The sequence below is a fragment of the Serratia sp. BIGb0163 genome, from assembly GCF_024809935.1.
Taxonomy (GTDB): Bacteria; Pseudomonadota; Gammaproteobacteria; order Enterobacterales; family Enterobacteriaceae; genus Serratia; species Serratia quinivorans.
This window is the reverse complement of sequence record NZ_JANUDZ010000001.1, coordinates 1123464-1150282: the sequence shown is the minus strand read 5'-3', so window position 1 is coordinate 1150282 and position 26819 is coordinate 1123464. Positions and strand designations below refer to the sequence as shown.

The 26819-nt window shown below is 56.0% G+C and carries 24 protein-coding genes; 14 read left to right on the top strand and 10 right to left on the bottom strand.

The genetic code is table 11. From position 1 onward, the window contains the following. The first annotated feature begins 257 nt into the window (after positions 1–257). The gene (gene clcB / locus M2406_RS05670; protein WP_259189167.1) at positions 258–1538 is read left to right on the top strand and encodes a voltage-gated ClC-type chloride channel ClcB; all 1281 of its coding nucleotides are present in this window, start codon (positions 258–260) and stop codon (positions 1536–1538) included. Here clcB and bioD read toward each other — a convergent pair. The 3 genes from bioD to M2406_RS05655 form a co-directional block, all read right to left on the bottom strand. Next, a complete protein-coding gene (gene bioD, locus M2406_RS05665) occupies positions 1535–2206 on the bottom strand; it encodes a dethiobiotin synthase (RefSeq protein ID WP_012145012.1) in 672 nt (223 codons plus the stop codon). The two genes, clcB and bioD, sit on opposite strands and share 4 nt — an antisense overlap. A gap of 151 nt (positions 2207–2357) precedes the next feature. Continuing rightward, positions 2358–3575 carry an ROK family transcriptional regulator gene (locus tag M2406_RS05660; protein WP_017892723.1) on the bottom strand — a complete coding sequence of 406 codons (1218 nt, stop codon included), beginning with the start codon at positions 3573–3575 and terminating at the stop codon, positions 2358–2360. Between the two features lie 158 nt (positions 3576–3733). Then, entirely contained in the window at positions 3734–4624 is an 891-nt protein-coding gene (locus tag M2406_RS05655) for a LysR family transcriptional regulator (RefSeq protein WP_115184750.1), read from the bottom strand. A gap of 145 nt (positions 4625–4769) precedes the next feature. On the opposite strand from M2406_RS05655, the gene M2406_RS05650 reads away from it, so the two are divergent. After that, entirely contained in the window at positions 4770–6035 is a 1266-nt protein-coding gene (locus tag M2406_RS05650) for an MFS transporter (RefSeq protein ID WP_259189943.1), read from the top strand. Between the two features lie 155 nt (positions 6036–6190). Continuing rightward, positions 6191–7129: a DNA replication terminus site-binding protein gene (tus, locus tag M2406_RS05645; protein WP_259189942.1), complete on the top strand. Its 939-nt coding sequence runs from the start codon at positions 6191–6193 to the stop codon at positions 7127–7129. A 97-nt stretch (positions 7130–7226) separates the two neighbouring features. On the opposite strand, the gene fumC is transcribed toward tus, so the two are convergent. Continuing rightward, entirely contained in the window at positions 7227–8624 is a 1398-nt protein-coding gene (gene fumC, locus M2406_RS05640; RefSeq protein ID WP_115184753.1) for a class II fumarate hydratase, read from the bottom strand. 253 nt (positions 8625–8877) lie between these two features. Further along, positions 8878–9231: a hypothetical protein gene (locus tag M2406_RS05635; RefSeq protein WP_017892718.1), complete on the bottom strand. Its 354-nt coding sequence runs from the start codon at positions 9229–9231 to the stop codon at positions 8878–8880. 453 nt (positions 9232–9684) lie between these two features. On the opposite strand from M2406_RS05635, the gene manA reads away from it, so the two are divergent. Further along, entirely contained in the window at positions 9685–10863 is a 1179-nt protein-coding gene (gene manA, locus M2406_RS05630; protein ID WP_259189164.1) for a mannose-6-phosphate isomerase, read from the top strand. A 154-nt stretch (positions 10864–11017) separates the two neighbouring features. Then, on the top strand, positions 11018–12547 hold the full coding sequence (locus M2406_RS05625) for a YdgA family protein (protein WP_112363829.1): 1530 nt from the start codon (positions 11018–11020) through the stop codon (positions 12545–12547). 43 nt (positions 12548–12590) lie between these two features. Here the strand turns inward: M2406_RS05625 and M2406_RS05620 are convergent, their stop codons facing one another. Continuing rightward, positions 12591–13742, bottom strand: a complete 1152-nt coding sequence (locus tag M2406_RS05620) for a serine hydrolase (RefSeq protein WP_012145003.1) — start codon at positions 13740–13742, stop codon at positions 12591–12593. Between the two features lie 102 nt (positions 13743–13844). Here M2406_RS05620 and M2406_RS05615 point away from each other — a divergent pair, with 102 nt between their 5' ends. Continuing rightward, entirely contained in the window at positions 13845–14774 is a 930-nt protein-coding gene (locus M2406_RS05615; protein WP_259189162.1) for a LysR family transcriptional regulator, read from the top strand. Between the two features lie 11 nt (positions 14775–14785). Here the strand turns inward: M2406_RS05615 and ampC are convergent, their stop codons facing one another. Further along, on the bottom strand, positions 14786–15922 hold the full coding sequence (ampC, locus tag M2406_RS05610) for a class C beta-lactamase (protein WP_259189161.1): 1137 nt from the start codon (positions 15920–15922) through the stop codon (positions 14786–14788). Positions 15923–16113: 191 nt separating this feature from the next. On the opposite strand from ampC, the gene M2406_RS05605 reads away from it, so the two are divergent. Continuing rightward, positions 16114–17001 (top strand): LysR family transcriptional regulator, encoded by an 888-nt coding sequence (locus M2406_RS05605; RefSeq protein WP_012145000.1) that lies wholly within the window; start codon positions 16114–16116, stop codon positions 16999–17001. A gap of 2 nt (positions 17002–17003) precedes the next feature. On the opposite strand, the gene M2406_RS05600 is transcribed toward M2406_RS05605, so the two are convergent. Next, positions 17004–18035: a Mal regulon transcriptional regulator MalI gene (locus tag M2406_RS05600; RefSeq protein ID WP_218217785.1), complete on the bottom strand. Its 1032-nt coding sequence runs from the start codon at positions 18033–18035 to the stop codon at positions 17004–17006. A gap of 225 nt (positions 18036–18260) precedes the next feature. Between M2406_RS05600 and malX the strand changes: the two genes are divergently transcribed. Next, positions 18261–19880, top strand: coding sequence for a maltose/glucose-specific PTS transporter subunit IIBC (gene malX, locus M2406_RS05595; RefSeq protein ID WP_259189158.1), 1620 nt, complete (start codon positions 18261–18263; stop codon positions 19878–19880). Beyond that, positions 19873–21054 (top strand): MalY/PatB family protein, encoded by a 1182-nt coding sequence (locus tag M2406_RS05590; protein WP_259189157.1) that lies wholly within the window; start codon positions 19873–19875, stop codon positions 21052–21054. Before malX ends, M2406_RS05590 begins: the two co-directional genes overlap by 8 nt. Positions 21055–21091: 37 nt before the next feature. Here M2406_RS05590 and M2406_RS05585 read toward each other — a convergent pair whose 3' ends face one another. Both M2406_RS05585 and M2406_RS05580 read right to left on the bottom strand, forming a co-directional pair. Continuing rightward, complete coding sequence (locus M2406_RS05585) at positions 21092–21460, bottom strand: NUDIX hydrolase (RefSeq protein WP_259189156.1); 369 nt, start codon at positions 21458–21460, stop codon at positions 21092–21094. After that, positions 21457–22053, bottom strand: a complete 597-nt coding sequence (locus M2406_RS05580; protein WP_259189155.1) for an NUDIX domain-containing protein — start codon at positions 22051–22053, stop codon at positions 21457–21459. Before M2406_RS05580 ends, M2406_RS05585 begins: the two co-directional genes overlap by 4 nt. A gap of 100 nt (positions 22054–22153) precedes the next feature. On the opposite strand from M2406_RS05580, the gene M2406_RS05575 reads away from it, so the two are divergent. From M2406_RS05575 to M2406_RS05555, 5 genes are all read left to right on the top strand, one after another. Beyond that, positions 22154–22909, top strand: coding sequence for a DeoR/GlpR family DNA-binding transcription regulator (locus tag M2406_RS05575; RefSeq protein WP_012144989.1), 756 nt, complete (start codon positions 22154–22156; stop codon positions 22907–22909). 384 nt (positions 22910–23293) lie between these two features. After that, the gene (locus M2406_RS05570) at positions 23294–24274 is read left to right on the top strand and encodes a 6-phosphofructokinase (RefSeq protein WP_259189152.1); all 981 of its coding nucleotides are present in this window, start codon (positions 23294–23296) and stop codon (positions 24272–24274) included. A 10-nt stretch (positions 24275–24284) separates the two neighbouring features. Further along, a complete protein-coding gene (locus M2406_RS05565; RefSeq protein WP_012144987.1) occupies positions 24285–24599 on the top strand; it encodes a PTS sugar transporter subunit IIB in 315 nt (104 codons plus the stop codon). Beyond that, complete coding sequence (locus tag M2406_RS05560) at positions 24592–25959, top strand: PTS sugar transporter subunit IIC (protein ID WP_012144986.1); 1368 nt, start codon at positions 24592–24594, stop codon at positions 25957–25959. Before M2406_RS05565 ends, M2406_RS05560 begins: the two co-directional genes overlap by 8 nt. After that, the gene (locus tag M2406_RS05555) at positions 25946–26788 is read left to right on the top strand and encodes a class II fructose-bisphosphate aldolase (protein ID WP_259189147.1); all 843 of its coding nucleotides are present in this window, start codon (positions 25946–25948) and stop codon (positions 26786–26788) included. The genes M2406_RS05560 and M2406_RS05555 overlap by 14 nt, the downstream gene beginning before the upstream one ends. Positions 26789–26819 lie beyond the last annotated feature (31 nt).

Below are 26819 nucleotides of genomic sequence, written 5' to 3'. Positions count from 1 at the left end.
TGGATTCTTATTTTCATCCAATTATACCAGCCGGATTAAAGGTTGCCGTTACCGGTGTCTATTTCCCTGTTTTTACTGATTATAAACGCACCATTTGAACAGAAAGTGACATCGTAACACAAAGCCATCTCGTGGCTCGTCGTAACGAATAAACCGCGAGCCTGTCTGCGGATTTGTAAAGATTCTCTGGTCTTCGGCCGGGGTGGCAAGCACAATGCTCAGCGACCCTTTCATTTTTCTCACGATTTTACTGACGCATGAAACGATTGGTCCACCTGCACCACTATCGCGCCCTGCTGCGCCGCCTGTTTATCGCCATCTTTCTTGGTATTGCCGCTGCGTTGGTGGTTTGGCTGTTTCACCGTGCGATGCTCGGGCTGGAATGGTTATTGCTCGATCATGAAGACGGCAGCCTGGTGGCCGCGGCGGCCGCATTGCCCGGCTGGCGCAGAGCGTTAACCCCGGCGCTGGGTGGGCTGGCGGCAGGCCTGCTATTGTGGATTTATCAGCGCTATCAGCACCAGCGGCAGGTTGCTCCCACTGATTATATGGAGGCGATCGAAACCGGTGATGGCCGCCTGGACGTCAGCGCCAGCCTGGTGAAATGCCTGGCCTCACTGCTGGTGGTCTCCAGCGGCAGCGCTATCGGCCGCGAAGGCGCGATGATCCTGCTGGCGGCATTGGTAGGTTCCGTCTTTGCCCAGCGCTTCACCCATGAGAAAGAGTGGAAACTGTGGGTGGCCTGCGGTGCCGCAGCCGGTATGGCCAGCGCTTATCACGCTCCACTGGCCGGCAGTCTGTTTATCGCCGAAATTCTGTTTGGCACACTGATGCTGGCCTCACTGGGTCCGGTGGTGATTGCCGCCGTCAGCGCCCTGCTGGTGACCAACCTGCTCAACGGCGGTCAGGCGCCGCTGTATCTGGTAGAGCCGCTGCCCGCCCCCTGGCCGGTGCAATATCTGTTGATGGCACTGCTCGGCGTTTTGGCCGGGGTCTGCGGCCCGTTGTTCCTGTGGGCAATGTCTTCTTCCGGTCGCGCATTCCGTTCGCTACGGCTAAAACCACCGCTGCAATTGGCGTTAGGGGGGTTGATTGTCGGGCTGCTGTCGCTGCTGTTTCCTGAGGTATGGGGCAATGGCTACAGTGTGGTGCAGGCGCTGCTCAGTGCGCCGCCCGGCGTATTGCTGGTAGGCGCCATTCTGATCTGCAAGTTGCTGGCGGTGCTCGCCAGCAGCGGATCCGGTGCGCCTGGAGGTGTGTTCACACCCACGCTGTTTGTCGGAGCGGCGCTCGGTTCGTTAGTTGGGCAACTCTGCGCCATCTGGCCGGAGTTGGGGAGTGCGGTACCGATTCTGATGGCGTTAACCGGCATGGCTACGCTTTTGGCGGCCACCACCCACGCGCCGATTATGGCTGCGCTGATGGTGTTCGAAATGACCGGTGAATATACCCTGCTACCGGGGATCCTGTTGGCCTGTGTGATCGCCACCACCGTCTCACGCGGTTTACGTTCGGTGTCGGTCTATCACAACGCCTAACGGTTTAGCAGTGGAGAGATATCCAGATAACGTGCCAGTTCCCGCTGTTCGGCGCGTGGCAGATAAGGTATTTCACCCAGCAGCGGCGCAGGAATGCGTTGCTGCATCGCATCGATAGTTTCGGCGTAATGTGCCAGCCCCGGATTGATGCGGTTCGCGACCCAGCCCAGCAGCGGCAAGCCGTCATTAATGATCGCCTGCGCCGTTAATAAAGCGTGGCTGACACAGCCCAGTTTGATCCCCACCACCAAAACCACCGGCAGTTGTTCCTGAATGACCCATTCGGCGTAAGGCCGCATATCGTTCATCAACACGCGCCAACCGCCGCTCCCTTCCACCACCACGGTATCGGCTTTGGTGGACAAATGTTGCAGCCCACTGCTCATCACACCGTAGTTGGTTTCCTTGGTAGGTTGCGCGTGAAAGACTTCTTCCAGACAGGTAATGGGATTAATTTCCTGATACGACAGCGGCATGGTCGAAGATGCCTGCAAAACCAAAGCGTCTTTATTGCGAAGACCTTCGCTGGTTTCCTGACAGCGCGCAGCGACAGGTTTATAGCCGGCCACAGAACGGCCCTGCGCAGCAAGCGCCTGTAATAAAGCGCGGGAAACCACGGTTTTACCGACATCGGTATCCGTACCTGTAACAAATAAACGCGTTAACATGACTTAATTGCCCCGAGATGCACCGTTAACCAAAAAGTCGCCAAGAATGTGGCGAAAGCGACGAACGGGAAAAGTCTAGAGGATGCCGGGGAGACGGGGCTTGAGGTAGCTCAACCTTTTGTCGTTAAACGATAAGAATTGCTGATTGGTATTAGCCTTGCAGCAACTGCACCAGCAGCGAACCGTTGTATAGCGCTTCTTTCACCAGTGCCGCGCCGGGCATGGTGCCTTTATTGAAGAACTGAGTGGACTCCACCTGAACCTGCTCACTGTAGGCCGGCAGCGACTGCTGACGTATACAGGAGGCAATGGCCGGATGCAGAATTTCTGCTGCCCGGTTCAGCGGGGAACCGACCAGGATTTTTTCCGGATTGAACAGATTAACCATGATCGCCAGAATGCGGCCCACGCTGTGGCCTACCCCAAGGATAATGTCTTTCGCCAACTGGTCACCCGCCAGCGCCGCATCACACAGCGACTCGACCGTCAGCGGTGCACCGTGCAGACTGGAACTCATTGATGTGCCGAGGCGCGAACGGGCAATTTCCAGCATATTCTCGATGCTGGCGACAGTTTCCAGGCAACCGTGATTGCCGCAGTAACAACGTTTGCCGTAAGGATCGACCTGAGTATGGCCAATCTCCACCACGCTACGGCTACCGGCGTGCAGCACCCTGCCACCGGTGATCACCCCAGCGCCAACGTTGTGGTCGATCACCACCTGAATCACGTTTTGGCTGCCGCGCGATGCACCGTATAAGGCTTCGGCCATGGTCCAGGCGCTGATGTCGTGCTGCAGGTAAACCGGCAGACCGGTACGCGTTTCCAGCGCCGGGCCTAACGGCATATCCTCGACATCGTAAAACGGCATGCGGTGTACCACGCCGGAAATCGCGTCAACCATGCCCGGCAGCGTAATGGCGATCGCCGTCAGGCGTTCAAGCTTGCTTTGATGGCGGATAAAGAACTGGTCGACTTCAGCAAGAATGCGTTTTAACAATGGATCGGGATGTTCAGCGGCCAGTGGCAACAACTCTTCCACCACCAGTTTGCTGCTGATATCGCGCAGCGCCAGCGTAATGGTGCCACGGCTGATGCGTGCAGAAAGGTAGTGCCAGGCTTCGGTGTCCAGCACCAGCCCAACCGCCGGACGGCCACGGCTGCCAACTTCCTGGAACTCGGTTTCTTTAACCAGATGGGCTTCCAGCAGTTCGCGTACGATCTTGGTGATGCTGGCGGGGGCGAGCTGCGCCCGTTTTGACAGTTCGATGCGCGAAATTGGGCCCAGTTGATCGATTAGCCGATAAACTGCCCCTGCGTTTGTTTGCTTGATTTGATCGATATGCCCAGGCTGCCCAACAGCAATCACAAACCTGCTCCTACTATTTTTCGCGCTTCTAAATAAAGACTATCGGCTATGGTGGGGCTTTTGTAATACAGCGTCAACTATTTGATTCGTTATGTGATTTGCTGCACAAATTCACCCCACTTTCCCTGCGGAATGCGTTTTATTTGCCCAGTTGGCTTTCAGGGCAACAGTAACGCCATCAGGGATTTGGCCGCTGCCGTCAGAGGGCGTTGGCGATGATGTACCAACCAAACCTCGGTCATCGCCTCAGGCTCCGCCAGCGGTAAATATTGCACGCCGTCGATTTTAACCCGCGCGAAAGACGCCGGCAGAATCGAGATGCCCAAGCCGGAGGAGACCAGGCCGATAATGGTCATCGCCTCACCAACTTCCTGGGTGATATAAGGGGTGATACCCGCTTTGGCCAGCAGCGACAAGATCTCGTCATGCAGCGCGGTTCCTACTTCACGCGAGAAAAAGACAAAGGGTTCTTCCGCCAGATGTTGGAAGCGCAGCGTACCGGGTGCCACATGGGTTAACGGATGCCCTTCCGGTACCACCGCCACCAAGGGTTCACACAGTAAAAGCTGATGCTTTAATACGTCCGGTAAGCGCGTGTTGCGCATCACGCCCAGATCCAGCTCGCCATTAAGTAAGGGTTCGATCTGCTGCTTGGTGTTCACTTCGCGCATCTTGATATGCACCTGTGAGTGCTGCTGACGAAAAGCTCGCAGGCTGCGCGATACCACGCTGATAAAGGGGGCCGAAGAGGTGAAACCTATGGTCAATTCACCCAGTTCGCCACGTTCCAACCGCGCCGCTTTCTCGGCAGCGCGACTCACCTGATCAAGCACCTGATAGGCCTCTTTCAGAAACATGTCTCCCGCCTGCGTCAGGCTGACATTGCGGTTGTTGCGCGCCAGCAGGCGTGCGCCGACCATTTCCTCCAGCGCCTGGATTTGCTGGCTAAGCGGCGGCTGAGAGATACGCAGACGTTCTGCGGCCCGACCAAAATGCAACTCTTCCGCCACGGCGACAAAATAACGCAGATGCCTCAATTCGATATTCATACTTTAAACGTCTCAATTTTAATTATTAATATATTAGACAAAAAACTGGCCCCTCCCTATGATTTTGTTAACTCATAATGTGTTGATATATACCCTAGTTCGGTAAGGAAAAACTGTGACAACCCCTGTGCGTTCTGCGGCCGGTATGCCGTCGACGCTGGCCGCCAACGACGATGCGGCTACTGCGCCAAAAACCCGACGCTCCACCCTTAACAAACTTCCCTACATCGAACGCGGAACGCCGCAGTTTATGCGCGTTACTTTGGCGTTGTTTTCCGCCGGTCTGGCCACTTTCGCCTTGCTGTATTGCGTGCAGCCGATCCTGCCGGTTCTGTCTCAGGACTTTGGCATCTCCCCGGCGGAAAGCAGCCTGTCGCTGTCGGTTTCCACCGGGCTATTGGCGATCGGCCTGATGTTTACCGGCCCGCTGTCCGACGCCATCGGCCGTAAATCAGTGATGGTGGTGGCGCTGCTACTGGCGGCTATTTGCACCCTGATTTGCGCCTTTATGACCAGTTGGCATGGCATTCTGCTGATGCGCGCGCTGATAGGCCTTTCACTTAGTGGTGTCGCCGCCGTTGGCATGACCTACCTGAGCGAAGAGATCCATCCCAGCTTTGTCGCTTTTTCGATGGGACTGTATATCAGCGGTAACTCCATCGGCGGCATGAGCGGCCGCCTGGTGACGGGGGTACTGACCGACTTCTTCTCCTGGCGGGTATCGCTGGCGGTGATCGGCCTGTTCGCGCTGGCCGCGGCCTGCATGTTTTGGCGTATTTTGCCCGAATCAAAACATTTTCGGGCCAGTTCGCTGCGCCCGCGCACCCTGCTTATTAACTTCCGCCTGCATTGGCATGACAAAGGCTTACCACTGCTGTTTGCCGAAGGTTTTCTGCTGATGGGCAGTTTTGTCACCATGTTCAACTATATTGGCTATCGCCTGCTGGCGGATCCTTATCACCTCAGCCAGGCGATAGTGGGTTTGTTGTCGGTGGTGTATCTGACCGGTTCCTACAGTTCGCCGAAGGCCGGAGCCATGACCTCCCGTTTTGGCCGTGGGCCGGTGCTGTTGGTGTCGACCCTGATTATGCTGATCGGGATCCTGATTACCGCGCTGGCTCCGGTAGCGGTTATTTTCATCGGCATGATGCTGTTCACCGCCGGTTTCTTTGCTGCCCATTCGGTTGCCAGCAGTTGGATTGGTCGCCGCGCGCGCCGCGCCAAGGGCCAGGCATCTTCACTTTACCTGTTCTGTTATTACGTGGGTTCCAGCGTCGCCGGTACCCTCGGCGGCGTGTTCTGGCACAGTTTCGGCTGGAATGGCGTGGTGGCCTTTATCAGCGTGATGCTGTTGTTGGCCCTGTTGGTCGTGCATTACCTGAAGAAACTGCCGGAAGCGGCCCGCGTTTAACCCCTGCCTTACCGCCTGCCTCTCGTGCAGGCGGTAACCCCCTTAAAACCGCTAGCAGGCTGGACTACTCGGTACCCCTGCTCACACTGCTGCCGATGTTGCCCTTTCGTTTGCTACTCTCTTATTGTATGTTGTAACTAAAATGGGAGTGCATGATGGATAAATACGGTTTAATAGGTAGGATGAATGCTTGTTTCAGCGAACTGGAACAGGCACTAACGGGCCTCCACCAGCAGATCCTGCCATTGCGCTTGCTGGCTGGGCGGGTGTTTAGCCTGCCCGAAATAGAGAAAGGCAAGGAACATGACGCGGTGGCGCAGATTGCCGTCGAACAGCATGTTGGCCTGGCCGCACGCGATTTGGCGCTGGAGCACTATCAGCGGCTGTTTATCCATCACAACAAGCACAACATCAGTAGCAAAGCGGCAGTGCGCCTGCCCGGTGTCATTTGCCTGGCGGTGGAGCAACCGGAATACCTGGCGCTGCAACAGCGAATTGCCCTGATTAACCGGCTGAAGGCCGAACTGGAACAGATCATCACCGTCGACTCCGGCCTGGCACCGGAGCAACGCTTTGACTTTGTCCACACTCACCTGCATGGCTTAATCACCCTTAGCGCCTATCGTAGCCTCACCCTTTTAACCAATCCGGATTCGGTGCGTTTTGGCTGGGCCAACAAGCATATTATCAAGAACGTGAAACGCGACGATATTCTGGCTCAATTGGAAAAAAGCCTGAAAGCCGGACGCGCGGTGCCGCCCCATAATCGCGAACAATGGGCCGAACTGGTGAGCCGTGAGATCGACGATGTCAGTCGCCTGCCGCAGCAGACGGTGCTAAAAATCAAACGGCCGGTAAAAGTGCAACCCATCGCCCGGGTGTGGTATCAGCCGCAGCAAAAACAGGTGCAGCACCCCTGCCCGCTGCCGCTGATTGCCCTGTGCCAGGTTGAAAACGGTGCTCAGGTGCCAAAAATTGGCGAATTGTTCAATTACGACGCCGCGGCGGTCAAACATAAATACAAACCCGATGCCAAACCTCTGCGGCTGCTGGTCAAACGACTGCATTTATATACCGACGTTCCCGATCGCTGACGCTGCACACTCGCAGACGATGACCATCCGGCTCCAGGCATTTCTCTCAATAAAAAAGGCTTACCTCAAGTAAGCCCTTTGCCACTGGTGCTATCGATTACTTCTTCATGCTGCCGACCATATCTTCCGGGCGCACCCACAGGTCGAATTCCTCTTCGGTCAGGTAGCCCAGCTTCAGCGCCGAGGCTTTCAGCGTCAGGCCTTCCTTGTGCGCTTTCTTGGCGATTTCTGCCGCTTTGTCATAACCAATATGGGTATTGAGCGCGGTCACCAGCATCAGTGACTCATTCAGCAACTGGCTGATGCGGTCACGGTTAGGTTCGATACCCACCGCACAGTGCTCATTAAAGCCCTGCATACCGTCGGCCAGCAGGCGAATGGATTGCAAATAGTTGTGGATCACCATAGGTCGGAACACGTTTAACTCAAAGTTGCCGGAAGCACCGCCGATATTCACCGCTACGTCGTTGCCCAGCACCTGTGCGCACAGCATGGTCATCGCTTCGCACTGGGTTGGGTTGACCTTGCCCGGCATGATGGAACTGCCCGGTTCGTTTTCCGGAATCGAAATTTCCCCGATGCCGCAACGCGGGCCGGAGGATAACCAGCGTACATCGTTGGCAATTTTCATCAGCGAAGCCGCCAGCCCTTTCAGTGCGCCGTGGCCGTGCACCAACGCATCGCAGGTGGCCAGCGCTTCAAATTTGTTGGGTGCGGTAACGAACGGCTGCCCGGTCAGGTCAGCCAGCGCCTTGGCAACGCGAACCGCGTATTCCGGATGGGTATTCAAACCGGTACCCACGGCGGTACCGCCCAACGCCAGCTCACTGATATGCGGGATACTGGCTTCAATGTGCTGCAGATTATGCGCCAGCATGGCTGCCCAGCCGGAAATCTCCTGGCCGAGGGTCAGCGGGGTCGCATCCTGCAAATGGGTACGGCCAATTTTGACGATATCGCGGTAGGCCTCTGCCTTGTCGCTCAGGGTTTTATGCAGCACTTTCAGTTCGGGGATCAGGTGCTCACGCACCGCGATCACCGCGGCCACGTGCATCGCGGTTGGGAACACATCATTGGAACTCTGGCTCTTGTTGACGTCGTCGTTCGGATGCACTCGACGCTCTTCGCCACGGACCCCGCCCAACAGCTCACTGGCACGGTTGGCCAACACCTCATTCATATTCATGTTGGTCTGGGTGCCGGAGCCGGTTTGCCAAATCGACAAGGGGAATTCATTGGCATGTTGATCCGCCAGCACTTCATCGGCGGCGCTGATAATGGCATTGGCACGCTCGGCAGGCAGTAAACCCAGGTCCATATTCACGCTGGCCGCCGCGCGTTTGGTCAACGCCAGCGCATGGATCAAGGCGGTCGGCATCTTTTCAGAAGAAATACGGAAGTGCTCCAGAGAACGCTGAGTTTGCGCCCCCCATAGCCGATCGGCCGGCACTTCAATCGGGCCCATAGAGTCTTTTTCAATACGAACGGCAGCCATCACGATCTCCTTAGTACAATTCCTAAAAATGTACGATTACGCCAACGCGCTCATGCCCGCCGGCACACCCCAACCAGTATAGTGACATAATAACTATTCGCATTAAGAGAGTTGGCTCACAGCATTTTTTCTCCATATGTCCCGTTTATTGTACGGCCATTATTGGCTGGTGAATTTTCTCGCTCCGCAAGATGAACATAGGTAATAAAAAAGCGCCGTCTGGCGCTCTGATTATTTATTTCCAGTCAGAAGATTAATGGTGATGTTGATTATAGGCATTAATTCTCTGGTCCTGCAGATGATTGATTTCATCATAGGCGTCCTGACGTTCATTATGGCGATAGACCCCCGCCCCCACTGCACCGACAGCAGCGGCAACCGGGTGAGCAACCGGTGTTGCCACCACCGGCGCAGCAGACACCACGACTGGCACCGGCGTGACTACCACAGGCCGCGGTACGACCACCACCGGACGTGGCGCTACGATCACCGGTCTTGGCGCTACCACCACCGGCCGGGCAATCCCATACCCATAGGCATGAGTGACCACCACGGCCGCATTGGCCCCGGAAGTACAGAGCAACAGGGCCAGTAACATTTTTTTCATCATCGCCTCAGTATTAATAATAATTAAATGGGGTTATAGGCGAGCACTGTATAGCGGCACTGCCTATTAAATTTAGCTAGCCGTGTGGTTGCCAATAGAAACGGAATAATTATGATGAGAAAGATATTCAGCCGGTAATAATTCAATGCAAAAAACACAGTTTGAAATATGCAGCAGTGATATGGGCCAAAATATTCAGACCTTCACTTTCTGCCAGAAGATATATTCAACGGCAAATTCATTGGCGTTTTTTTAAACTCTATTTACTCCGTAGTCACCGAAGGCGCAATTGTGACGGCGGTTGCTATCACGTTATACTTTGCCGGCCTTGGGCCACTTGTTTGATCGCGCCCCGCTTCCACGCCACAGTTCGCGTGTAGGATAAGGCGCACAAGGTTTTTAACAGTCAGCTACTACCGCCCCTGGCGGCGAACGCAAAGGATGTTTATCAAGATGCAAAAAATGACCAACGCAGTGCAAAACTATGCATGGGGCAGCCACGACGCGTTAACCCGGCTTTATGGCATCGCCAACCCACAAGGGCAGCCGATGGCGGAGCTGTGGATGGGCGCTCATCCGAAAAGCAGCTCCCGTGTGGCCGGTGCCGACGGTAATTTGCGCTCGTTGCGCGACGTGATTGATGAAGATCAGCCCAAACAACTGGGTGCCGACGTTGCCCGCCGCTTTGGTGAGTTGCCATTCCTGTTCAAGGTGCTGTGTGCCGACCAGCCGCTGTCTATTCAGGTGCACCCAAGCAAATCGGCCGCAGAAACCGGTTTTGCCAAAGAAAACGCCGCCGGTATTCCCCTGGACGCGGCTGAACGCAACTATAAAGATCCTAACCACAAGCCGGAGCTGGTGTTCGCCCTGACGCCTTTCCTGGCGATGAATGGCTTCCGCGAACTGTCCGACATTGTTTCCCTGCTGCAGCCGATCGCCGGAGCCCATCATGATATCGCCGCCTTCCTGCAACAGCCGGATGTCAGCCATCTGTCGTCCCTGTTTGCCAGCCTGCTGGCGATGAGCGGCGAACAAAAATCGCTGGCGCTGGGCGTGCTGAAGGCCGCACTGAATAACCAACAGGGTGAAACCTGGGACACGATTCGCTTTATCGCCGGTTTTTATCCGGACGACAGCGGCCTGTTCTCGCCGCTGCTGCTGAACGTGGTACAGCTCCAACCGGGTGAAGCGATGTTCCTGTATGCCGAAACGCCGCATGCCTATCTGAAGGGTGTAGCGCTGGAAGTAATGGCTAACTCGGACAACGTGCTGCGTGCCGGTCTGACACCTAAATTCATCGATATTCCAGAACTGTTAGCCAACCTGCAGTTCCGTCCACAGCCGGCATCCGGCCTGCTGACCCAGCCGCAAAAGCGCGGTGACGAACTGTTCTTCCCGATCCCGGTTGAAGACTTCGCCTTCTCACTGCATGACCTTTCCGCCGCCCCACAGGCGCTGGCGCAAAATAGCGCGGCCATTGTGTTCTGCGTTGAAGGTGAAGCGGTCTTAACCAAACAGGATCAGCAACTGGTGCTCAAGCCGGGTGAATCCTGCTTTATCGGCGCGTTCGAATCGCCGGTCAACGTCAGTGGCAGCGGCCGAATCGCCCGCGTTTATAACCTGTTGCCGTAAACACTCGGTAAATTTCCGCAAATTGGTTGCTGAAAGAGTGGCTTACCTTCACAATTAAACGCCTGCGGGTAAACGCCTGCCGGCGTTTTTTATTGGCCCAAATTTGCCCATCCATCTGTTTGCAACAGATGGCTTTATAAGGATGAACAGAACTATGAAAAAATCGTTAGTCGCTGTTAGCGTCATTGTGGTTCTTGGCGCAGCATGGACCGGGGCTTCCTGGTACACCGGCAAACTGATCGAACAACGGATGGGTGAAGTGGTTGATAACGCCAACAGCCAGCTGAAAGCCTACCTGCCGAAAGCCGGTGTCAAACTGGGTTATGAAAATTACCAACGCGGTATTTTCAGCAGTAAAATTCGCTATGTACTGCGTGCCGACGGCAGCGTCACCACCGACGATGCTCCGCTGAAAGCCGGTGACGAAGTGGCGTTTATGGAAACCATCGACCATGGCCCCTTCCCGTTTGCCCAGTTGAAAAAATTCAACCTGCTGCCAAGCATGGCGTCGGTGCATACCGAACTGGAAAATACCCCGGCGACCAAGGGCCTGTTTGAAATCACCAAGGGCAAATCGCTGTTCACCGCCGATTCCCGTATCTCCTACAGTGGTGATACCTCGTCTGCCATTGACGTGATCCCGCTGGAATACCAGAAAGACAAGTCCTCGCTGAAGTTTAGCGGTGCGACCATCAATGCCGACGTGTCCCGCGATATGAAAGCCATCACTCTGGACGCCAACAGCGACAACGCGGTGATCAGCGGCCCGAACCAGTTTGGTCAGACCGAGCAGGTTCAGCTGCAGGGCTTCTCGCTGAAAAGCCAGACCCACGCCGGGCAGTTCGATCTCAGCCTGGGCAACCAGAACATGGAGTTGAAACAGGTCAAGGTTGCCGTTGACGGTAAAGAGACCCTGACGCTGGACGGCTTCAAGCTGGCAAGCCAATTCGGGGAGAAAGACACTAACCTGAACGGCCAGATTGATTACACCATGGACGCGCTGAAGATCCAGAACAGCGACTTTGGCTCCGGCAAGCTATCGCTGAAAATCGACAAACTGGATGCCAAATCGCTGAAAGAGTTTGCCGACCGTTACAACCAACAGGCCATGCAGATGCTGCAACAGGCGCAGACCATGGATCCGGTTGCCTATCAGCAACAAACCACCGATATCCTGCTGCAGAACCTGCCGCTGCTGTTGAAGGGCAACCCAAGCATCAGCATTGCTCCACTAAGCTGGAAAAACAGCAAGGGCGAAAGTACCTTTACCCTGAATCTGGACCTGACCGATCCTGCGCAAGCCGGTTCCCCGGCAGAATCACCGGATCAGCTGATTGCCCGTTCAGTGAAAAAACTGGACGCTAATCTGAGCATTCCAGTGGCGATGGCGACCGAAACCACTTCGCAAACCGCGTTACTGCAAGGCTATAGCGCCGAAGAGGCGCAGAAACTGGCGCAGCAACAGGTGCAGGGTCTGGCGGCCATGGGTCAGATGTTCAAATTGACCACGCTGAAAGACGGGGTGATCGGCAGCAGCTTCCATTACGCCGACAACCAGGTTGATCTGAACGGCAACAAAATGTCGCTGCAAGAGTTCATCGGCACCTTTGGCCTGTTGGGTGCACCTGGCCCGGTCGAAACTCCGGCTCCGGACGCAGTCCCTGCTCCGGCACCCGCCCAGTAATATTTCCCCTCGGGGCCCGCTTGCTCGGGCCCCTGTTTTATCCTTAATCGCCGTACACCGCATCGCGTATCTGCTGAGGATACATCCCGCTCATGCCTTCAAACGCCGTGTTGGTCAGCGCCACCACGCTCAATGCCGCCTGCGGATCGTAAAACCAACTGTGTCCATAAACGCCACCCCACTGCAGGGTGCCGTTGTGCTGTGGCGTCGCCGCCAACTGGGCATCCACCAGCACCGCCCCACCAAAACCAAAGCCCCAGCCCGGCCCCTGAACCTCAGCCTCGGCCCCGACATGCGGCTGGCGCATCAGCTCCACGCTGGCCGGCTGTAAAATGCCCTCACCGCCGCTGCGTAACGTCTCCACCATGCGCAGCACGTCGTCAGCATCACCGACCATACCCGCCCCGCCAGAGGCAAAAGCCGACGGATCAAGCGCTCGTGACGGCGACATTTCGATATCAAAGCCGAACTCCTCCGGCAGTGTCAGCAGCATGCCATCCAGTAAAGGTTCCGGCCTGGTGGCGGTATCGTGATACGCGGTCGCCAGGTTGTCGGCGTCACTGGTGTAGAAACCGGTATTGCCCAATCCCAACGGCTGCGCGACCCAGTGTTCGAACACCTGCGGCAACGGCTTGCCCGCCACCTGCTCCAGCACCGCTCCCAGCACGTCGATCGCCAGAGAATAATGAAATTCGCTGCCGGGTTCCGCCAACAGATCTGCCTGCGCCAACAGACGTAAATTCTGCTCCAGCGTCAGCGACGACAACGCCAGTCCATCTTGAATACCCAACCGTTGATACGGCCCATCAACGGGCTGATTAAAACGATAGCCCAGTCCGGCGCTGTGGCTGAGCAAGTGGCGGATTTTAATTTCTGGCTGACGGCCATCGGCCAACGACGGAGTGAACCAGGGCAGCCAGCGGCTGACCGCGTCATCCAGCCCCAGCTTGTGCTGTTCGACCATGCGCATCGCCGCCAGTGTGATATAGGGCTTGGACACCGACGACAGTCGGAACTGTGTTTCACGACGCATCAACTTCTGTTGTTCTCGGTCGGCGTAACCGCTGGCCTCGGCGTAAATGACCTTGCCGTGCTGCGCCACCAGCACCACGCTGCCGACGATGCGCTGTTCGGCTATCGCTTTCTGGCTAACCGCCTGTACTCTTTTTATTAATGACTGATTCAGTTCCGACATGTTTTGTTGCTCTCTAAGGGATAATAAAATCAGTCTAAAACGATTATTATAAATTTAAACACCCAATTACTTAATGAATCATTAAGCAGGGATTACTGATAGATGAGTTCACTGTTGCAGTTACTGCCGTTTTTCGAAGCCGTTGCCCGGCTGGGCAGCTTTACCCAGGCGGCCAGTCAATTGGGCGTCACCCCACCCGCGGTGTCGCAAAATATTCAGGCGTTGGAAACCCGGCTTGGCGTACGGCTGTTCAACCGCACCAGTCGGTCGGTGCGGCTAAGCGATGAGGGCCACCTTTTTTACCAACGGGTGGCGCCGGCGATGGGCCAAATAGAGGGGGCCGCAGACGACGTTCGCGCCCTGCACGGTCACCCTTCCGGCCTGCTGCGCATTACCCTGCCGCAGTTGGCCGCCTCGCTGTTGGTGATGCCTCATCTGGCGGAGTTTCAGGCGCTTTACCCCGAGGTGCAGCTTGAACTGTTTACCGACGACCACTTTTCCGATTTGGTGTTGGACAGTTTCGATGCCGGTATCCGCATGCACGCCATGCTGCCAAAAGACATGATTGCAGTGCCGATCGACAACGGCCAACGGCGGATGATTATCGCCACGCCCGGCTATCTGGCAAAGTACGGCACACCACTGACGCCGCAGGCACTGTACGAGCACAACTGCCTGCGCTACCGTTTCCCCGTCAGCGGTAAGTTTGAGCCATGGTATTTCAGGCAGGATGAAGAGCTATTAATGCTGGAGTTCGGCGGCAGCCAGATATTTAATGAAGATCGCCTGATTAAAGACGCCGCGTTGGCGGGATTAGGCATTACCCAGCGCTTTAGCGGCACGGTGCAACGCGAACTAAACAGTGGACAACTGGTGGAAATACTGGCCGATTATGGCAGCGACTTCCCCGGGTTTTTCATCTACTTTCCGGCCAGTCGGCATATGCCGCTCAAGCTGCGGGTATTTGTTGATTTTATGCGGGAAAAGCGGGCGCACCAGTCATCGTCTCAGGACGCCATTACAGCGTCCTGAGAGGCCATTAATTAACGTTTATCCAGCGCCTGTATCAACTGGTAGGTGGCCGCAACCCGATCGTCGTTCGGGAACCATTTGTTGGCCAGCATCACCACGGCAATTTTCTTCGATGGGATGAATACCGCGTAGGTGGAGAAGCCACCGGTCGATCCGGTTTTATTGTACCAGGCAGCGCCCTGATCCTGCTTCGGCGGCGTTATCGCGGTAGCCGGAGTGCCGTTCATGATCATCCCGGCGTTGTTGCCTTCCGTCAGCGTCGTCAACTTTTCCGGATAAGCGTAGCTTTCCCACATCAGATCCTGGGTGAACACCCCGGCCCGGTAATAACCGGTATGGGTAGCTGCCAGTGCCTTGCGCCACTTATCCCCCACCTTGGCCACCTGCATGTTGGCTTCAAGGTAACGGATCAGATCCTCGGCATTGGATTTGATGCCGTAGGATTCTGCGTCCAACGGGCCGGGGGTGACTCGCACCGGTTGGTCTTTCTTATTGTAGCCCTGCGCGTAATTATCCATCTGCGCAGCCGGAACATTAACGTAGCTGTGGTTCATGCCCAAAGCCGGCAGCAGCTGTTTTTCCATCGCCTGCGCAAAGGGCTGGTTCAGGCTTTTGGCGGTGATCATCCCCAGCATGCCAATACCCAGGTTGGAATAAACCCGATAACTCCCCACGGCATGTGGTGGCTGCCAGTTTTTGTAATACGTCATCAATTGCGCGTCATTGGTCACTTCGTCCGGGACAAACAGCGGCAAGCCGGAGGTGTGTGTCGCCAGGTTCAGCAGGCTGACACGGTCAAAGGCGCTGCCACGCAGCTCAGGCAGGTAATGGCTGGCCGGTTCGGCGAACGACAGTTTGCCCTCATTTTGCGCATAGGCCGCCAGCGTGGCGGTGAAGGTTTTGCTCAATGAGCCCACTTCAAACAGGGTCTGGTTGGTGATCGGCTTGCCGGTCTGTTTGGACGCCACACCATAATCATAAAACTGCTGTTTCCCGTCCACCGACACGGCGATGGCCATGCCCGGCACGCCATATTTTTGCATCAGCGGCTGAATAATGGCGTCAATCTCGGCTTTGTCGGCAGCATGGCCTGCCGGCAGGATCATTGCGGCCAACAACGCGGCCGCCAGGCGATTTATTTTGGTCATGTGAAAGCTCTTGAGTTGCAGGGTATCGGCCGATGGCAAAAGATTTTATTGCCTGTCGACGCGAAGATATCCTTGGATGATGGTGTTATTCCTTTTCTGACTGCGTTAATTCCGCACCAGCAGGCTAAATATCAGGGTTTATCCCTGGGTTGACAAGCGATAAGAATTTCAGCCAGAATAAAGAAAAACTTATGGCTAACTTTATGCGTAACCGACTTCCCCTCAATGCCCTGCGGGCGTTTGAATCCTCCGCCCGTCACCTGAACTTTACCCGCGCCGGGCTGGAACTGAGCGTCACCCAGGCTGCCGTCAGCCAGCAGGTGCGTATGCTGGAACAGCAACTGGGTATTCAGCTGTTCCGTCGTCTGCCGCGTGGGTTGGATTTGACCGAAGAAGGACAGGCGCTGTTGCCGATATTGACCGACGCTTTCGACCGTATTGAATCGGTGTTGCAACAGTTTGAAGGCGGGCATTTCCATGAGGTGCTGACGGTAGCCGTGGTCGGTACCTTTGCCGTCGGCTGGCTGATGCCCCGTCTGGCGGCGTTCAGAGAGTCGCATCCGTTTATCGACCTGCGGGTGTTAACCAACAATAACCTGGTTAATTTGTCCGCCGACGGGATGGACTTCGCTATCCGTTTTGGCGAAGGCCGTTGGCCGGCGACCCACAACCTCAAATTGTTTGATGCCCCGCTGACGGTGCTGTGCCCGCCGGAGGTTGCCGCCCGCCTCCACAGTCCGCAGGATTTGCAACACGAGCGGCTGATGCGCAGCTACCGCAAGGACGAATGGGAACGCTGGTTTACCGCCGCACAGGTCACGCCGTGGCGGATTAACGGCCCGGTGTTCGACTCTTCCCGGCTTATGGTGGAAGGGGCGATCCACAGCGGTGGTGTAGCGCTGGCCCCGGCGCGCATGTTTGCTCGGGAGCTGCGCGAAGGTCTGTTACAGCGCCCTTTCAGCGCCGAAGCGGATCTAGGCGGCTACTGGCTGACCCACCTGAAATCACGCGATATGACCCCGGCAATGAAAGTGTTTGTCAGTTGGATCCAGCAACAGGTCACGGATGAACAACAATGAGGTCAGGCCGAGCCGCGCTTGATCAACAAGGGCGGCAGGATCACGTTTTGCGGCGCTAAGTCGGCGTCGGCAATCCGTTGCAGCAGGCGTGAGGCGGCGCTGCGCCCCACTTCCCGCGCGGAACTGGAGACCAGCGTCAGCGGCGGTTCGGTCAGTTCGGCCTCAGGCACGTCGCCGAAACCAATCAGCGCCACCTGCTGGCCGTAATAGGTATCCACACCCTCAGAACCGATGCTGCGCCCACTACGCACAATGCCAAAATAGGCCCCCAGCGCCACCGACGCCTTGTGGCAAACCAGCGCGCTGATATTGGGATGTTGCCGTAGCAGGTTTTCCGCCGCCTCCGCCGCGGCCCGTTGATGGCAGTCACATTCGACAATCCAGTCGGAGCGGAAAGGCAGGCCATACTGAACCAGCGTGGCACAAAAGCCCCCCAGCCGTTCGGCGCGGGTTAACGAACTGCCTTGCCCACCCAGATAGGCAATTTGGCTGTGACCGCGTTTGATCAGAAATTCGGTGGCCATTTTAGCCGCCTGCATATTGTCCGGCCGCACCACGTCGACCCCTTCCAGCCCATTAGAGCGCGCAGCGCACACCAGCGGCACGCCCTGCTCCGCAGCCTTTTCCTTCAGGCCCTCAGCCGAGCGTACGCCGCCCGCCAGCACCATGCCGTCAATGCCGTGCTCGAGCAAAGTATCAAAACAGCGCATCAGCCCCTTGCCGTCACGACCGCTTTGAGTCAGAAACAGCACTTTGCCGTGCGCCTCCAGCACCTCGCTCAGGCCCGCGGTCATTTCTGCATAAAACGGCTCGCAGATATCACGCAGGATCAGTCCAATCACCCCCGACTCGCCACCACGTAGCGTCGCCGCCTGACGGTTGCGCACGTAGCCCAAGCGCTCGATCGCCTGATTCACCCGCGCCACGGTGGTGGGCGAGATACGCCCTTTGCCGCTCAGCACCAGCGAAACGGTAGTGACCGAGACGCCGGCCTGCTGTGCAACATCGGTGATGGTAATCTTTTTGATGGTCATGACCTCTGCAAGCCCGATCCTGGGCATTCTGCCTGGTAAGGCAAATGGTATACCGAATCTGTTTGGTCAGTAAAACGTTTTACTGGTCTTGCCATTGTCGCCGTAAAGTGCACGCTGGAATTGTGATTAGCGGCGCATTTTTGCTAGGTAAAACGTTTTATCTTATTTTTACCTAACAGGGGTACACACCACTTTCGCACGTTTTTTCGCCAGGAGCCGCCGGTTATGCCAGCACCTAAAAAACAAAAAATCACGCTCTGGGAGTTTTTCCAGAGCCTGGGCAAAACATTCATGCTGCCCGTCGCCTTGCTGTCGTTCTGCGGCATCATGCTGGGCATCGGCAGTTCGCTAAGCAGCCGCGATGTCATTACCCTGCTGCCGTTTATCGGCCACCCTGCTTTCCAGTTGCTGTTCACCTGGATGAGCAAGATCGGCTCCTTTGCCTTTAGCTTCCTGCCGGTGATGTTCGCCATCGCCATTCCGTTGGGCATGGCGCGTGAAAACAAAGGGGTCGCCGCGTTCTCCGGCTTTGTCGGCTTCGCGGTGCTGAATCTGGCCACCAACTTCTATCTGACCACCACCGGCATTTTACCCACCACCGATCCGCTGGTGCTGAAAGCCAACAACATCCAAAACATTCTCGGGATCCAGTCGATTGATACCGGCATTCTGGGTGCGGTGATCGTCGGGATTATCGTTTATCAATTGCATGAGCGTTTCCACAACATTCGCCTGCCGGATGCGCTGGCATTTTTCGGCGGCACCCGTTTTGTGCCGATCGTCACTACCCTGGTACTGGGTCTGTGTGGTTTGGTGATCCCGCTGATCTGGCCGTGGTTCGCCGCCGGCATTACCGGTCTGGGCTGGGTGATCAACAGCGCCGGTGCCTTTGGCCCGATGCTGTTTGGCACCGGTGAACGTCTGCTGTTACCGTTCGGCCTGCAACATATTCTGGTGGCGCTGATCCGCTTTACCGAAGCGGGCGGCACGCTGGACGTCTGCGGCCATAGCGTGAGCGGCGCGCTGACCATTTTCCAGGCGCAACTCTCTTGCCCGACCACCACCGGCTTTGCTGAAAGCGCCACCCGCTTCCTGTCCCAGGGCAAGATGCCGGCCTTCCTCGGCGGTCTGCCGGGTGCGGCGCTGGCGATGTACCACTGCGCCAAGCCGGAAAACCGCCATAAGATTAAGGGCCTGCTGATCTCCGGCGTAGTGGCCTGCGTGGTCGGTGGCACCACCGAACCGATCGAGTTCCTGTTCCTGTTTGTCGCGCCTTTCCTCTACCTCATTCACGCCGTCCTGACCGGGCTGGGCTTCACCGTGATGGCGCTGCTGGGCGTGACCATCGGCAATACCGACGGTAATATCATCGACTTCGTGGTGTTCGGCATTCTGCATGGCACCGCCACCAAGTGGTATCTGGTGCCCGTCGTCGCGGCCATTTGGTTCGCTGCCTACTACGCCATTTTCCGTTTCTCCATTCAGCGCTTTAATATCAAAACGCCGGGTCGCGAGAGCGAAACCACCGCCAGCCAGAGCGCATCTGCAGGCCCGGTCGGCAAATCCGGCTATAACGTACCGGCCATTTTGGCGGCGCTGGGCGGCAGTGAGAATATTGTTTCGCTGGATAACTGCATTACCCGTCTGCGCCTGTCGGTCGACGACATGAGCAAGGTGGATGACGCCGCGCTGAAGGCCAATCGCGCCATCGGCGTGGTGCATCTCAACGAGCACAATTTGCAGGTGGTGATCGGCCCGCAGGTGCAATCGGTGAAAGATGAATTAGACTCACTGATAGCGGCAGCGCCTCCTGCTGCGGCCCTGCAGGGAGCGTCAAATGTTTGATTTTTCCACCCCGGTCGATCGCCACGGTACCTGGTGCACGCAATGGGATTATATCGCTGACCGCTTTGGCAGCGATGACCTGCTGCCGTTCACCATCTCCGATATGGATTTCGCCACCGCCCCCTGCATTCTCGAGGCGCTGCAACAGCGCCTGCAGCATGGCGTGCTGGGCTACAGTCGCTGGCAGCATGAAGATTTCCTCGGCGCGGTGCGCCACTGGTATCAGCAGCGCTTCAATACGCCCATCGACACCCAGATGGCGGTGTATGGCCCGTCGGTGATCTACATGGTGGCGCAGTTAATCCGCCTGTGGTCGGCACCGGGGGAATACGTCGTCACCCACACCCCGGCCTATGACGCGTTTTATAAGGTGATCCTCGGTAATCAGCGCCAACTGCTGGCCTGCCCGTTGCACAAAGACGGCAACGACTGGCAGTGTGATATGGCCCACCTGGAAGCGTTGCTGGCACGGCCGCAAACCAAAATTCTGCTGCTGTGCAGCCCGCATAACCCGACCGGTAAGGTGTGGCGCACCGAGGAACTGCAGCAAATGGCCGAGCTGTGTGAACGCCATGAGGTGCGGGTGATCAGCGATGAGATCCATATGGATATGGTGTGGGGCGAGCAACGCCATACGCCGTGGAGTCAGGTTGCCAGCACGCCCTGGGCACTGCTGACCTCCGGCTCCAAAACCTTCAATATCCCGGCGCTGACCGGGGCCTACGGCTTTATCAGCGATGATGCCGCGCGCGACGCCTACAACCAGCAACTCAAGGCCCGCGACGGGCTGTCTTCCCCGGCGGTGTTGGCGGTAGTGGCGCATATTGCCGCTTATCGCCACGGCGAACCCTGGCTGGACGCGCTGCGCGATTACCTGCAGGACAACCTGACCTACGTCGCCGAAAGGCTCCATCAGGCGTTCCCGCAACTGGCCTGGCAACCGCCGCAATCGACCTATCTGGCCTGGATCGATCTGCGCCCGTTGGGCATTGACGACCAACAGTTACAGCAGGTGCTGATCGAGCGTGAGAAGGTCGCCATTATGCCGGGGTTCACCTACGGCGAAGAAGGCCGTGGCTTCCTGCGGCTGAACGTCGGTTGTCCGCGCAGCAAGGTAGAGGCCGGTATGGACAAGCTGATTAACGGACTGAAATTTGTGTTGGACGAGGTTTAATCCACAGAGGCAGGCGAAAGCCTGCCTTTCCAGATGCTTACAACGCCACCTGCGGAATATCGTCCAGACGGTAATAAACGCCTAATCCTCGCTCATTGGCCAGCCGCACGTCATTATCTGCCCCCGCCGACGCCCCCTCAATACGATAGACTGCCTGGCACTGAGTAATCAGCCGATGAGCCACCGGGTAGAGATACTCCTCGCAAATGGCGTCGCCATGTTGGGTTGAACCGGCCGCCGCCGCCAGTGGTAACGCCAGCCATTCGCCAATTACCGGGACATGACCGCGCTGGTAGACCTCCAGCGCCGCCTGCTCCAACCGCTGTAAATTAGCGGCAATCCGCTGCGCGTCGCCATCGGTGCCGCTCCGATAAGGGCCGGCAATCAAAATCAGTTGAGCTTTCATAACACATTCCTCAGGGTGTGATTCAGGGCGACAAACTGCAACAGCATGATGGTTTTGGCATCGACGATGGACCCCTGCGCAATAGCGCTCAAGGCCTCTGCCAGCGGCAGTTCAATCACCTCCAGGTCTTCGCCTTCCGCTTCCACCCCGCCGCCATCACTGACCCGGTCGGCGGCATGGTATTCACCGACAAAGAAATGCAACTTCTCGGTGACGGAGCCTGGGCTCATATAGGCTTCAAATACCTTTTGCACGTTTTGCACGATATAGCCGGTTTCTTCCTGCGCCTCGGCGCGAATACGTTCCTCCGGCGAAGCGTTGTCCAACAGACCGGCGGCAGCCTCGATCAGCATGCCGTCGTGGCCGTTGACGAACACCGGGAAGCGAAACTGACGCGTCAGCACTACCGTCTGCGCCTGCCGGTTAAACAGCAAAATGGTCGCGCCGTCACCGCGATCGTAGGTTTCGCGACTTTGTCGCTGCCATACACCATCGCGGCGTAAAAAATCAAAGGTGGTTTTTTTCAGCAGATACCAGTCATCGGACAACACCCGGGTTTCGACAATGCGAACCCGTTCTTTGGTGGTTATCATGTTGATCAACTCCAGGGTCAGGAAAGGAAATTGATACTATCGTGCAGTTTCGTGTATGATCAAGGTATTTCGTGCAGAGAAAATTTAACGGGAAAACACCATGCTCACCAGCCAACGTAAAAAAATCATTCTGGAAAAACTGGCCGAGGACGGACAGGTTGTGGCCAAACAGCTCAGTGAGATGTTCGGGTTATCCGAGGATACTCTGCGGCGTGACTTGCGTGAGCTAGACAGCGAAGGACTGTTGCAACGGGTACACGGCGGTGCGCTGCCGGTCTCCCCGGCGATTGCCACCTTTGCCGAGAGAAACGGCCAGGAATCCACCGCCAAGCGGGCGATTGCCAAAGCCGCGGCGGCCATGATCGCCCCCGGCCAGGTGGTGATTATTGATGGCGGTACCACCTCCGCCGAGTTGGTGAAACACCTGCCACCCACGCTGGAAGCCACCATCGTCACCCACAGCCCCAGCGTGGCGGTCGGCCTGGTTGATCACCCCAAAGTTGAGGTGATCCTGATTGGTGGGCGGTTGTACAAACATTCGATCGTCAGCGTGGGCGCGGCGGCGGTTGAGGCAATGTCGCACATTCGCGCCGATCTCTACTTTATGGGCGTGACCGGCGTACACCCGACCGCCGGCCTGAGCACCGGCGATCTCGAAGAGGCCTATATCAAACGCGCTCTGGCAGCGCGCGCAGCCGAAACCGTAGTGTTGGCCTCTGCCGCCAAGCTGAATGCCGCCTCACAGTATGCGATTGGCGATCTCAGTCTGGCACAGAGCATTATTGTCGAACGTTCGACCGACGCCACGCTGATTGCCCCGCTGGAACAGGCCGGGTTGACGGTAATCAAAGCCTGAGTGGCCTGCACAATTAAATGACCTAATAAATACGTGGCTATTAAAACTTCCGCGTATTTATTATGGTTAATCTCCGCACGTCGGATAAAAATGCGAGAACAATCACACTTCATTAAACTTATTTTCTCCCGGCGAGTCACTTTCCCCTTGGCAAATAATTTCATAACAACTCAAATGTAACGTGATGATTATTAATAAATAGTGTTTAAATCCCGGTTATAGCCCCCAAATAAAAACGAGATCTCCCTCTCAAAAACCTCACCCATCATCAGCATGTCAAGGTCATTCACGAAAATATTTGTGATTGTTTTGTGATATCGCCTGCAAATTTTAGCGATGCCAAAAATGACAATGAGCTCCACGGAACAGATTGGGAGCAGGCATATGAAAATCGGTGTGGTAATAAGCGGCGGCGACGTCACCGGTATCAATAACTTTATATTCCAGGTCGCGAGACTGACGCAGGCAGATATCATTCTGTTTAACGGCGGAATACCCGGATTATTGGCTAATCATCATCAAGCTATCAGTCATCGTGACCTGGTTGATTACGCTATTTCACCAATGCCAATAATGTCTTCCGGCCGCACGGCCAAAAAACTGGTCGCCAGTGAATATGAAACCATCAGCAAACAGCTTAAGGCTTTGCACATTGACGTGCTTATTATGGCCGGTGGCGACGGTTCGCTGCAGTTTTTAAATACCCTCAGTGAATTTGGCGTTAACTGTTTTGGCGTAGGCATGACCATCGACAATGATGTTTTTGGCAGCCTTTACAGCATTGGTTTTTCCACCGCCTGCGAACAGGTGATCAAAGAGGTTTCCAAACTGCGTAACACCGGGCGCTCCCTGCCCGGGCGGGTGTTTATGATTGAACTGCTTGGCGGTTACTGCGGGGAACTAACGCTGCAGGCGGCGATCAAATCCAATGCAGACTTTGCCCTGATCCCGGAATGCCAACATGCCTTAAGCCAACTGGCAGATAAAATAAGCCAGCGACTGGAACAACAAAATAGCGTTATTATTTTATGTTCAGAAGGCTATACCAAAGAATATTCACCGGGTTTTCAGGGTGCCATCGACACAATGATTAAACAGCTCGAGCCAAAAATTGGTGTGCGCATCCGTAAAACCATTATGGGGTATGGCCTGCGCAATGGCGATCCCACCTGTGAAGAGATTTATCAGGGCACTATTATGGCCAGCGAAGTGGTTCGCTGTATTCACTCTGGCATGAAAAACAAGGCGGTCATTATTAATTCCGCTAACCAACCCATCCCTATTGATTTAATCAGCATGCAAAAACGTTTGGTTGATACCGAAGGACACCATTATAAACTCGCCAGGCAATTAAATATAATCTGAGGAGAGACTCATGCTTAAAATACTGTGCGTATGTGGCTGTGGCCTCGGCTCCAGCTTTGCCATCGAAATGAGCGCAAGAGCGGTGCTGAAAAAATTAGAGATTGAGGCAGATATTGATCACACCACTATCTCTGAGGCCAGCGCCTTTAAATCAGACATTATTCTGACCCAAAAAACCTTCGCCGACATTTTAAATGCCGACGCCAGCGAAGAAGAAAAGAAACGGGTGATTATTCTCCACCGGCTCACCGATAAGGCGGAAATTGAGCAAAAGATTGTGGCCTTTTTGAAAGAGCGCGATATGAAGGAAGCCCACCATGAATAGCCTGATTGACTTTATCGTCAAGGACCTGCTCGGTCAGGCTTCGATCCTGATCGCCTTTATTGCCATGCTGGGGCTGATACTGCAGAAAAAATCCACCGGAAAAGTGGCCGAGGGCACCTTTAAAACCCTGTTGGGTTTTCTGATCATGATGGCGGGCATCAACATTATTGTCGGCGCCCTGACCTATTTGAACAGCATCTTCACCCACGGCTTCGGCATGACCGGCTACATCACCGACGTCGCCGCCATTGCCGGCCTGGCCAACCGCGAACTCGGCTCGGAAGTGGCGATGACGCTGATGGTGATATTCGCGGTGAATATCATTATTGCGCGTATCACCCCGTTCAAATACATCTTCCTGACCGGGCAAGCCTTGCTGTGGATGGCCACCATAGGGGCGGTGATCGGCTATAAAGCGGGGCTAACCGGCCTGCCGCTGATCCTGACCGGCGGCATATTTGGCGGCGTAATGGCGGTGCTAATGCCGGCCTTGGCACAGCCGGTGGTGCGCAAGATTACCGGTTCGGATGATGTCGCTTTGGGGCATTTCTGCACCATCGGCTATCTGGTGCAGGCGGCGGTCGCCAAAGTGGTCGGTAAAGGATCCCGCTCAACCGAAGATCTGGAGCTGCCCGACAACTTCAAGTTCCTGCAGGACACCTACCTGTCGATGGCGGTGGTGATGATCCCGATGTATCTGATCCCCGCACTGGCCGCCGGCCCGCAATACATCGCCCAGTATGCCGGCGGCATGAATTATCTGATGTACTCCTTTATGCAGGCCATCCAGTTTGTTGCCGGGGTATTTATCCTCTACAGCGGCGTGCGTCTGCTGCTCAATGAGTTGGTCCCGGCCTTTCGCGGCATCGCCATGCGCATCGTACCGGACGCCAAACCGGCACTGGACTGCCCGGTACTCTTCCCCTACGCCCCTAACGCGGTGATCGTTGGCTTCCTGGCTACCACCCTGGGTTCCATCATCGGCATGATCGTTTTCCCGATGTTCGGGCTGGCGATGATCCTGCCCGGCCTGCTGACCAACTTCTTCGCCGGGGGCACCGCTGGCATCTTCGGCAATGCGCTTGGCGGCCGACGCGGCGCCATGATCGGCGGCGTGGTCCACGGCCTGTTTATCACCTTCCTGCCCGCCATTCTGGTGCCAATGCTGGAAAGCTACGGCTTTGTCGGCGTGACCTTCAGCGACTCCGACGTCATCAGTAGCGGCCTGGTGATGGGGCATGCCTTCCAGGGTAACTGGCTGTTCATCGCTCTGTTCATCATCTTCGTCACGCTGATTGCGTGGTTTGTTAACGGTAAATCAACCAAGCACCATGAGGAAAAAGTCCATGAAACTCTATAACTTCAACGAGCTGTTGTCCGTAGCCAAAGCCCGTGATTTCAAGGCAATAGGTTCATTCAACCTCCACTGTCTGGAGATGCTGCCGGCCTTTTTCAAAGCGGCCAGGGACACCCACAGCCCGCTGATGATCCAGATTTCAACCGGCACCGCCGAGTATCTGGGCTACAAACTGCTGGTTGATTCGGTACGCTCACTGGCAGAGAGTGAAGATGTGCCCACCTGCCTGCATCTGGATCACTGCTCGGATATCGCCTCCATCGTGACCGCGATCGACGCCGGTTTCAGTTCGGTGATGTACGACGGTTCTCACCTGGAAATGGACGAAAACATCGCCAATACCCGCAAGGTGATCGACATTGCACGCCAGCGCAACGTTTCGGTTGAGGCCGAATTGGGCGCTATCGGCGGTTCGGAGGACGGCAAGGCGGTGGCGGAAGAAGATATCACCTTTACCACGGTGGATGACGCCAAACGCTTTGTCGATGAAACCGGGGTCGACATGTTGGCCGTCTCGGTCGGCACCGTTCACGGCATGTACACCGGTAAGGCACATATCCAGCATCAGCGGCTGGCGGAAATCACCGCGGCCACCGGTACCCCACTGGTCCTGCACGGCGGCACCGGAGTCAGCGATGAGGACATGCGACGAGCAGTGGCAGGCGGTATTGAAAAGGTCAATGTGGGCACAGAAATGAACGTGCAATGGGTCGGACGCTGCATGCAAACATTCGAAAAGGGCAAGGTGAATGACAGCGTGCGCAAATTCCTGATCCCGGCCAATAATGCCGTCACCCAGGTATTAACGGAAAAGATCGGCCTGTTTAGATAATCACTGCCCCGTTTTCTTTTTAATATAACCC

Bases quoted from the DNA above. Each gene is read 5' to 3' on its own strand.
- clcB (WP_259189167.1), top strand. From the start codon at position 258: ATGAAACGATTGGTCCACCTGCACCACTATCGCGCCCTGCTGCGCCGC.
- bioD (WP_012145012.1), bottom strand. From the start codon at position 2,206: ATGTTAACGCGTTTATTTGTTACAGGTACGGATACCGATGTCGGTAAA.
- M2406_RS05655 (WP_115184750.1), bottom strand. From the start codon at position 4,624: ATGAATATCGAATTGAGGCATCTGCGTTATTTTGTCGCCGTGGCGGAA.
- M2406_RS05650 (WP_259189943.1), top strand. From the start codon at position 4,770: ATGCCGTCGACGCTGGCCGCCAACGACGATGCGGCTACTGCGCCAAAA.
- tus (WP_259189942.1), top strand. From the start codon at position 6,191: ATGGATAAATACGGTTTAATAGGTAGGATGAATGCTTGTTTCAGCGAA.
- fumC (WP_115184753.1), bottom strand. From the start codon at position 8,624: ATGGCTGCCGTTCGTATTGAAAAAGACTCTATGGGCCCGATTGAAGTG.
- M2406_RS05635 (WP_017892718.1), bottom strand. From the start codon at position 9,231: ATGAAAAAAATGTTACTGGCCCTGTTGCTCTGTACTTCCGGGGCCAAT.
- manA (WP_259189164.1), top strand. From the start codon at position 9,685: ATGCAAAAAATGACCAACGCAGTGCAAAACTATGCATGGGGCAGCCAC.
- M2406_RS05625 (WP_112363829.1), top strand. From the start codon at position 11,018: ATGAAAAAATCGTTAGTCGCTGTTAGCGTCATTGTGGTTCTTGGCGCA.
- M2406_RS05620 (WP_012145003.1), bottom strand. From the start codon at position 13,742: ATGTCGGAACTGAATCAGTCATTAATAAAAAGAGTACAGGCGGTTAGC.
- M2406_RS05615 (WP_259189162.1), top strand. From the start codon at position 13,845: ATGAGTTCACTGTTGCAGTTACTGCCGTTTTTCGAAGCCGTTGCCCGG.
- ampC (WP_259189161.1), bottom strand. From the start codon at position 15,922: ATGACCAAAATAAATCGCCTGGCGGCCGCGTTGTTGGCCGCAATGATC.
- M2406_RS05605 (WP_012145000.1), top strand. From the start codon at position 16,114: ATGGCTAACTTTATGCGTAACCGACTTCCCCTCAATGCCCTGCGGGCG.
- M2406_RS05600 (WP_218217785.1), bottom strand. From the start codon at position 18,035: ATGACCATCAAAAAGATTACCATCACCGATGTTGCACAGCAGGCCGGC.
- malX (WP_259189158.1), top strand. From the start codon at position 18,261: ATGCCAGCACCTAAAAAACAAAAAATCACGCTCTGGGAGTTTTTCCAG.
- M2406_RS05590 (WP_259189157.1), top strand. From the start codon at position 19,873: ATGTTTGATTTTTCCACCCCGGTCGATCGCCACGGTACCTGGTGCACG.
- M2406_RS05585 (WP_259189156.1), bottom strand. From the start codon at position 21,460: ATGAAAGCTCAACTGATTTTGATTGCCGGCCCTTATCGGAGCGGCACC.
- M2406_RS05580 (WP_259189155.1), bottom strand. From the start codon at position 22,053: ATGATAACCACCAAAGAACGGGTTCGCATTGTCGAAACCCGGGTGTTG.
- M2406_RS05575 (WP_012144989.1), top strand. From the start codon at position 22,154: ATGCTCACCAGCCAACGTAAAAAAATCATTCTGGAAAAACTGGCCGAG.
- M2406_RS05570 (WP_259189152.1), top strand. From the start codon at position 23,294: ATGAAAATCGGTGTGGTAATAAGCGGCGGCGACGTCACCGGTATCAAT.
- M2406_RS05565 (WP_012144987.1), top strand. From the start codon at position 24,285: ATGCTTAAAATACTGTGCGTATGTGGCTGTGGCCTCGGCTCCAGCTTT.
- M2406_RS05560 (WP_012144986.1), top strand. From the start codon at position 24,592: ATGAATAGCCTGATTGACTTTATCGTCAAGGACCTGCTCGGTCAGGCT.
- M2406_RS05555 (WP_259189147.1), top strand. From the start codon at position 25,946: ATGAAACTCTATAACTTCAACGAGCTGTTGTCCGTAGCCAAAGCCCGT.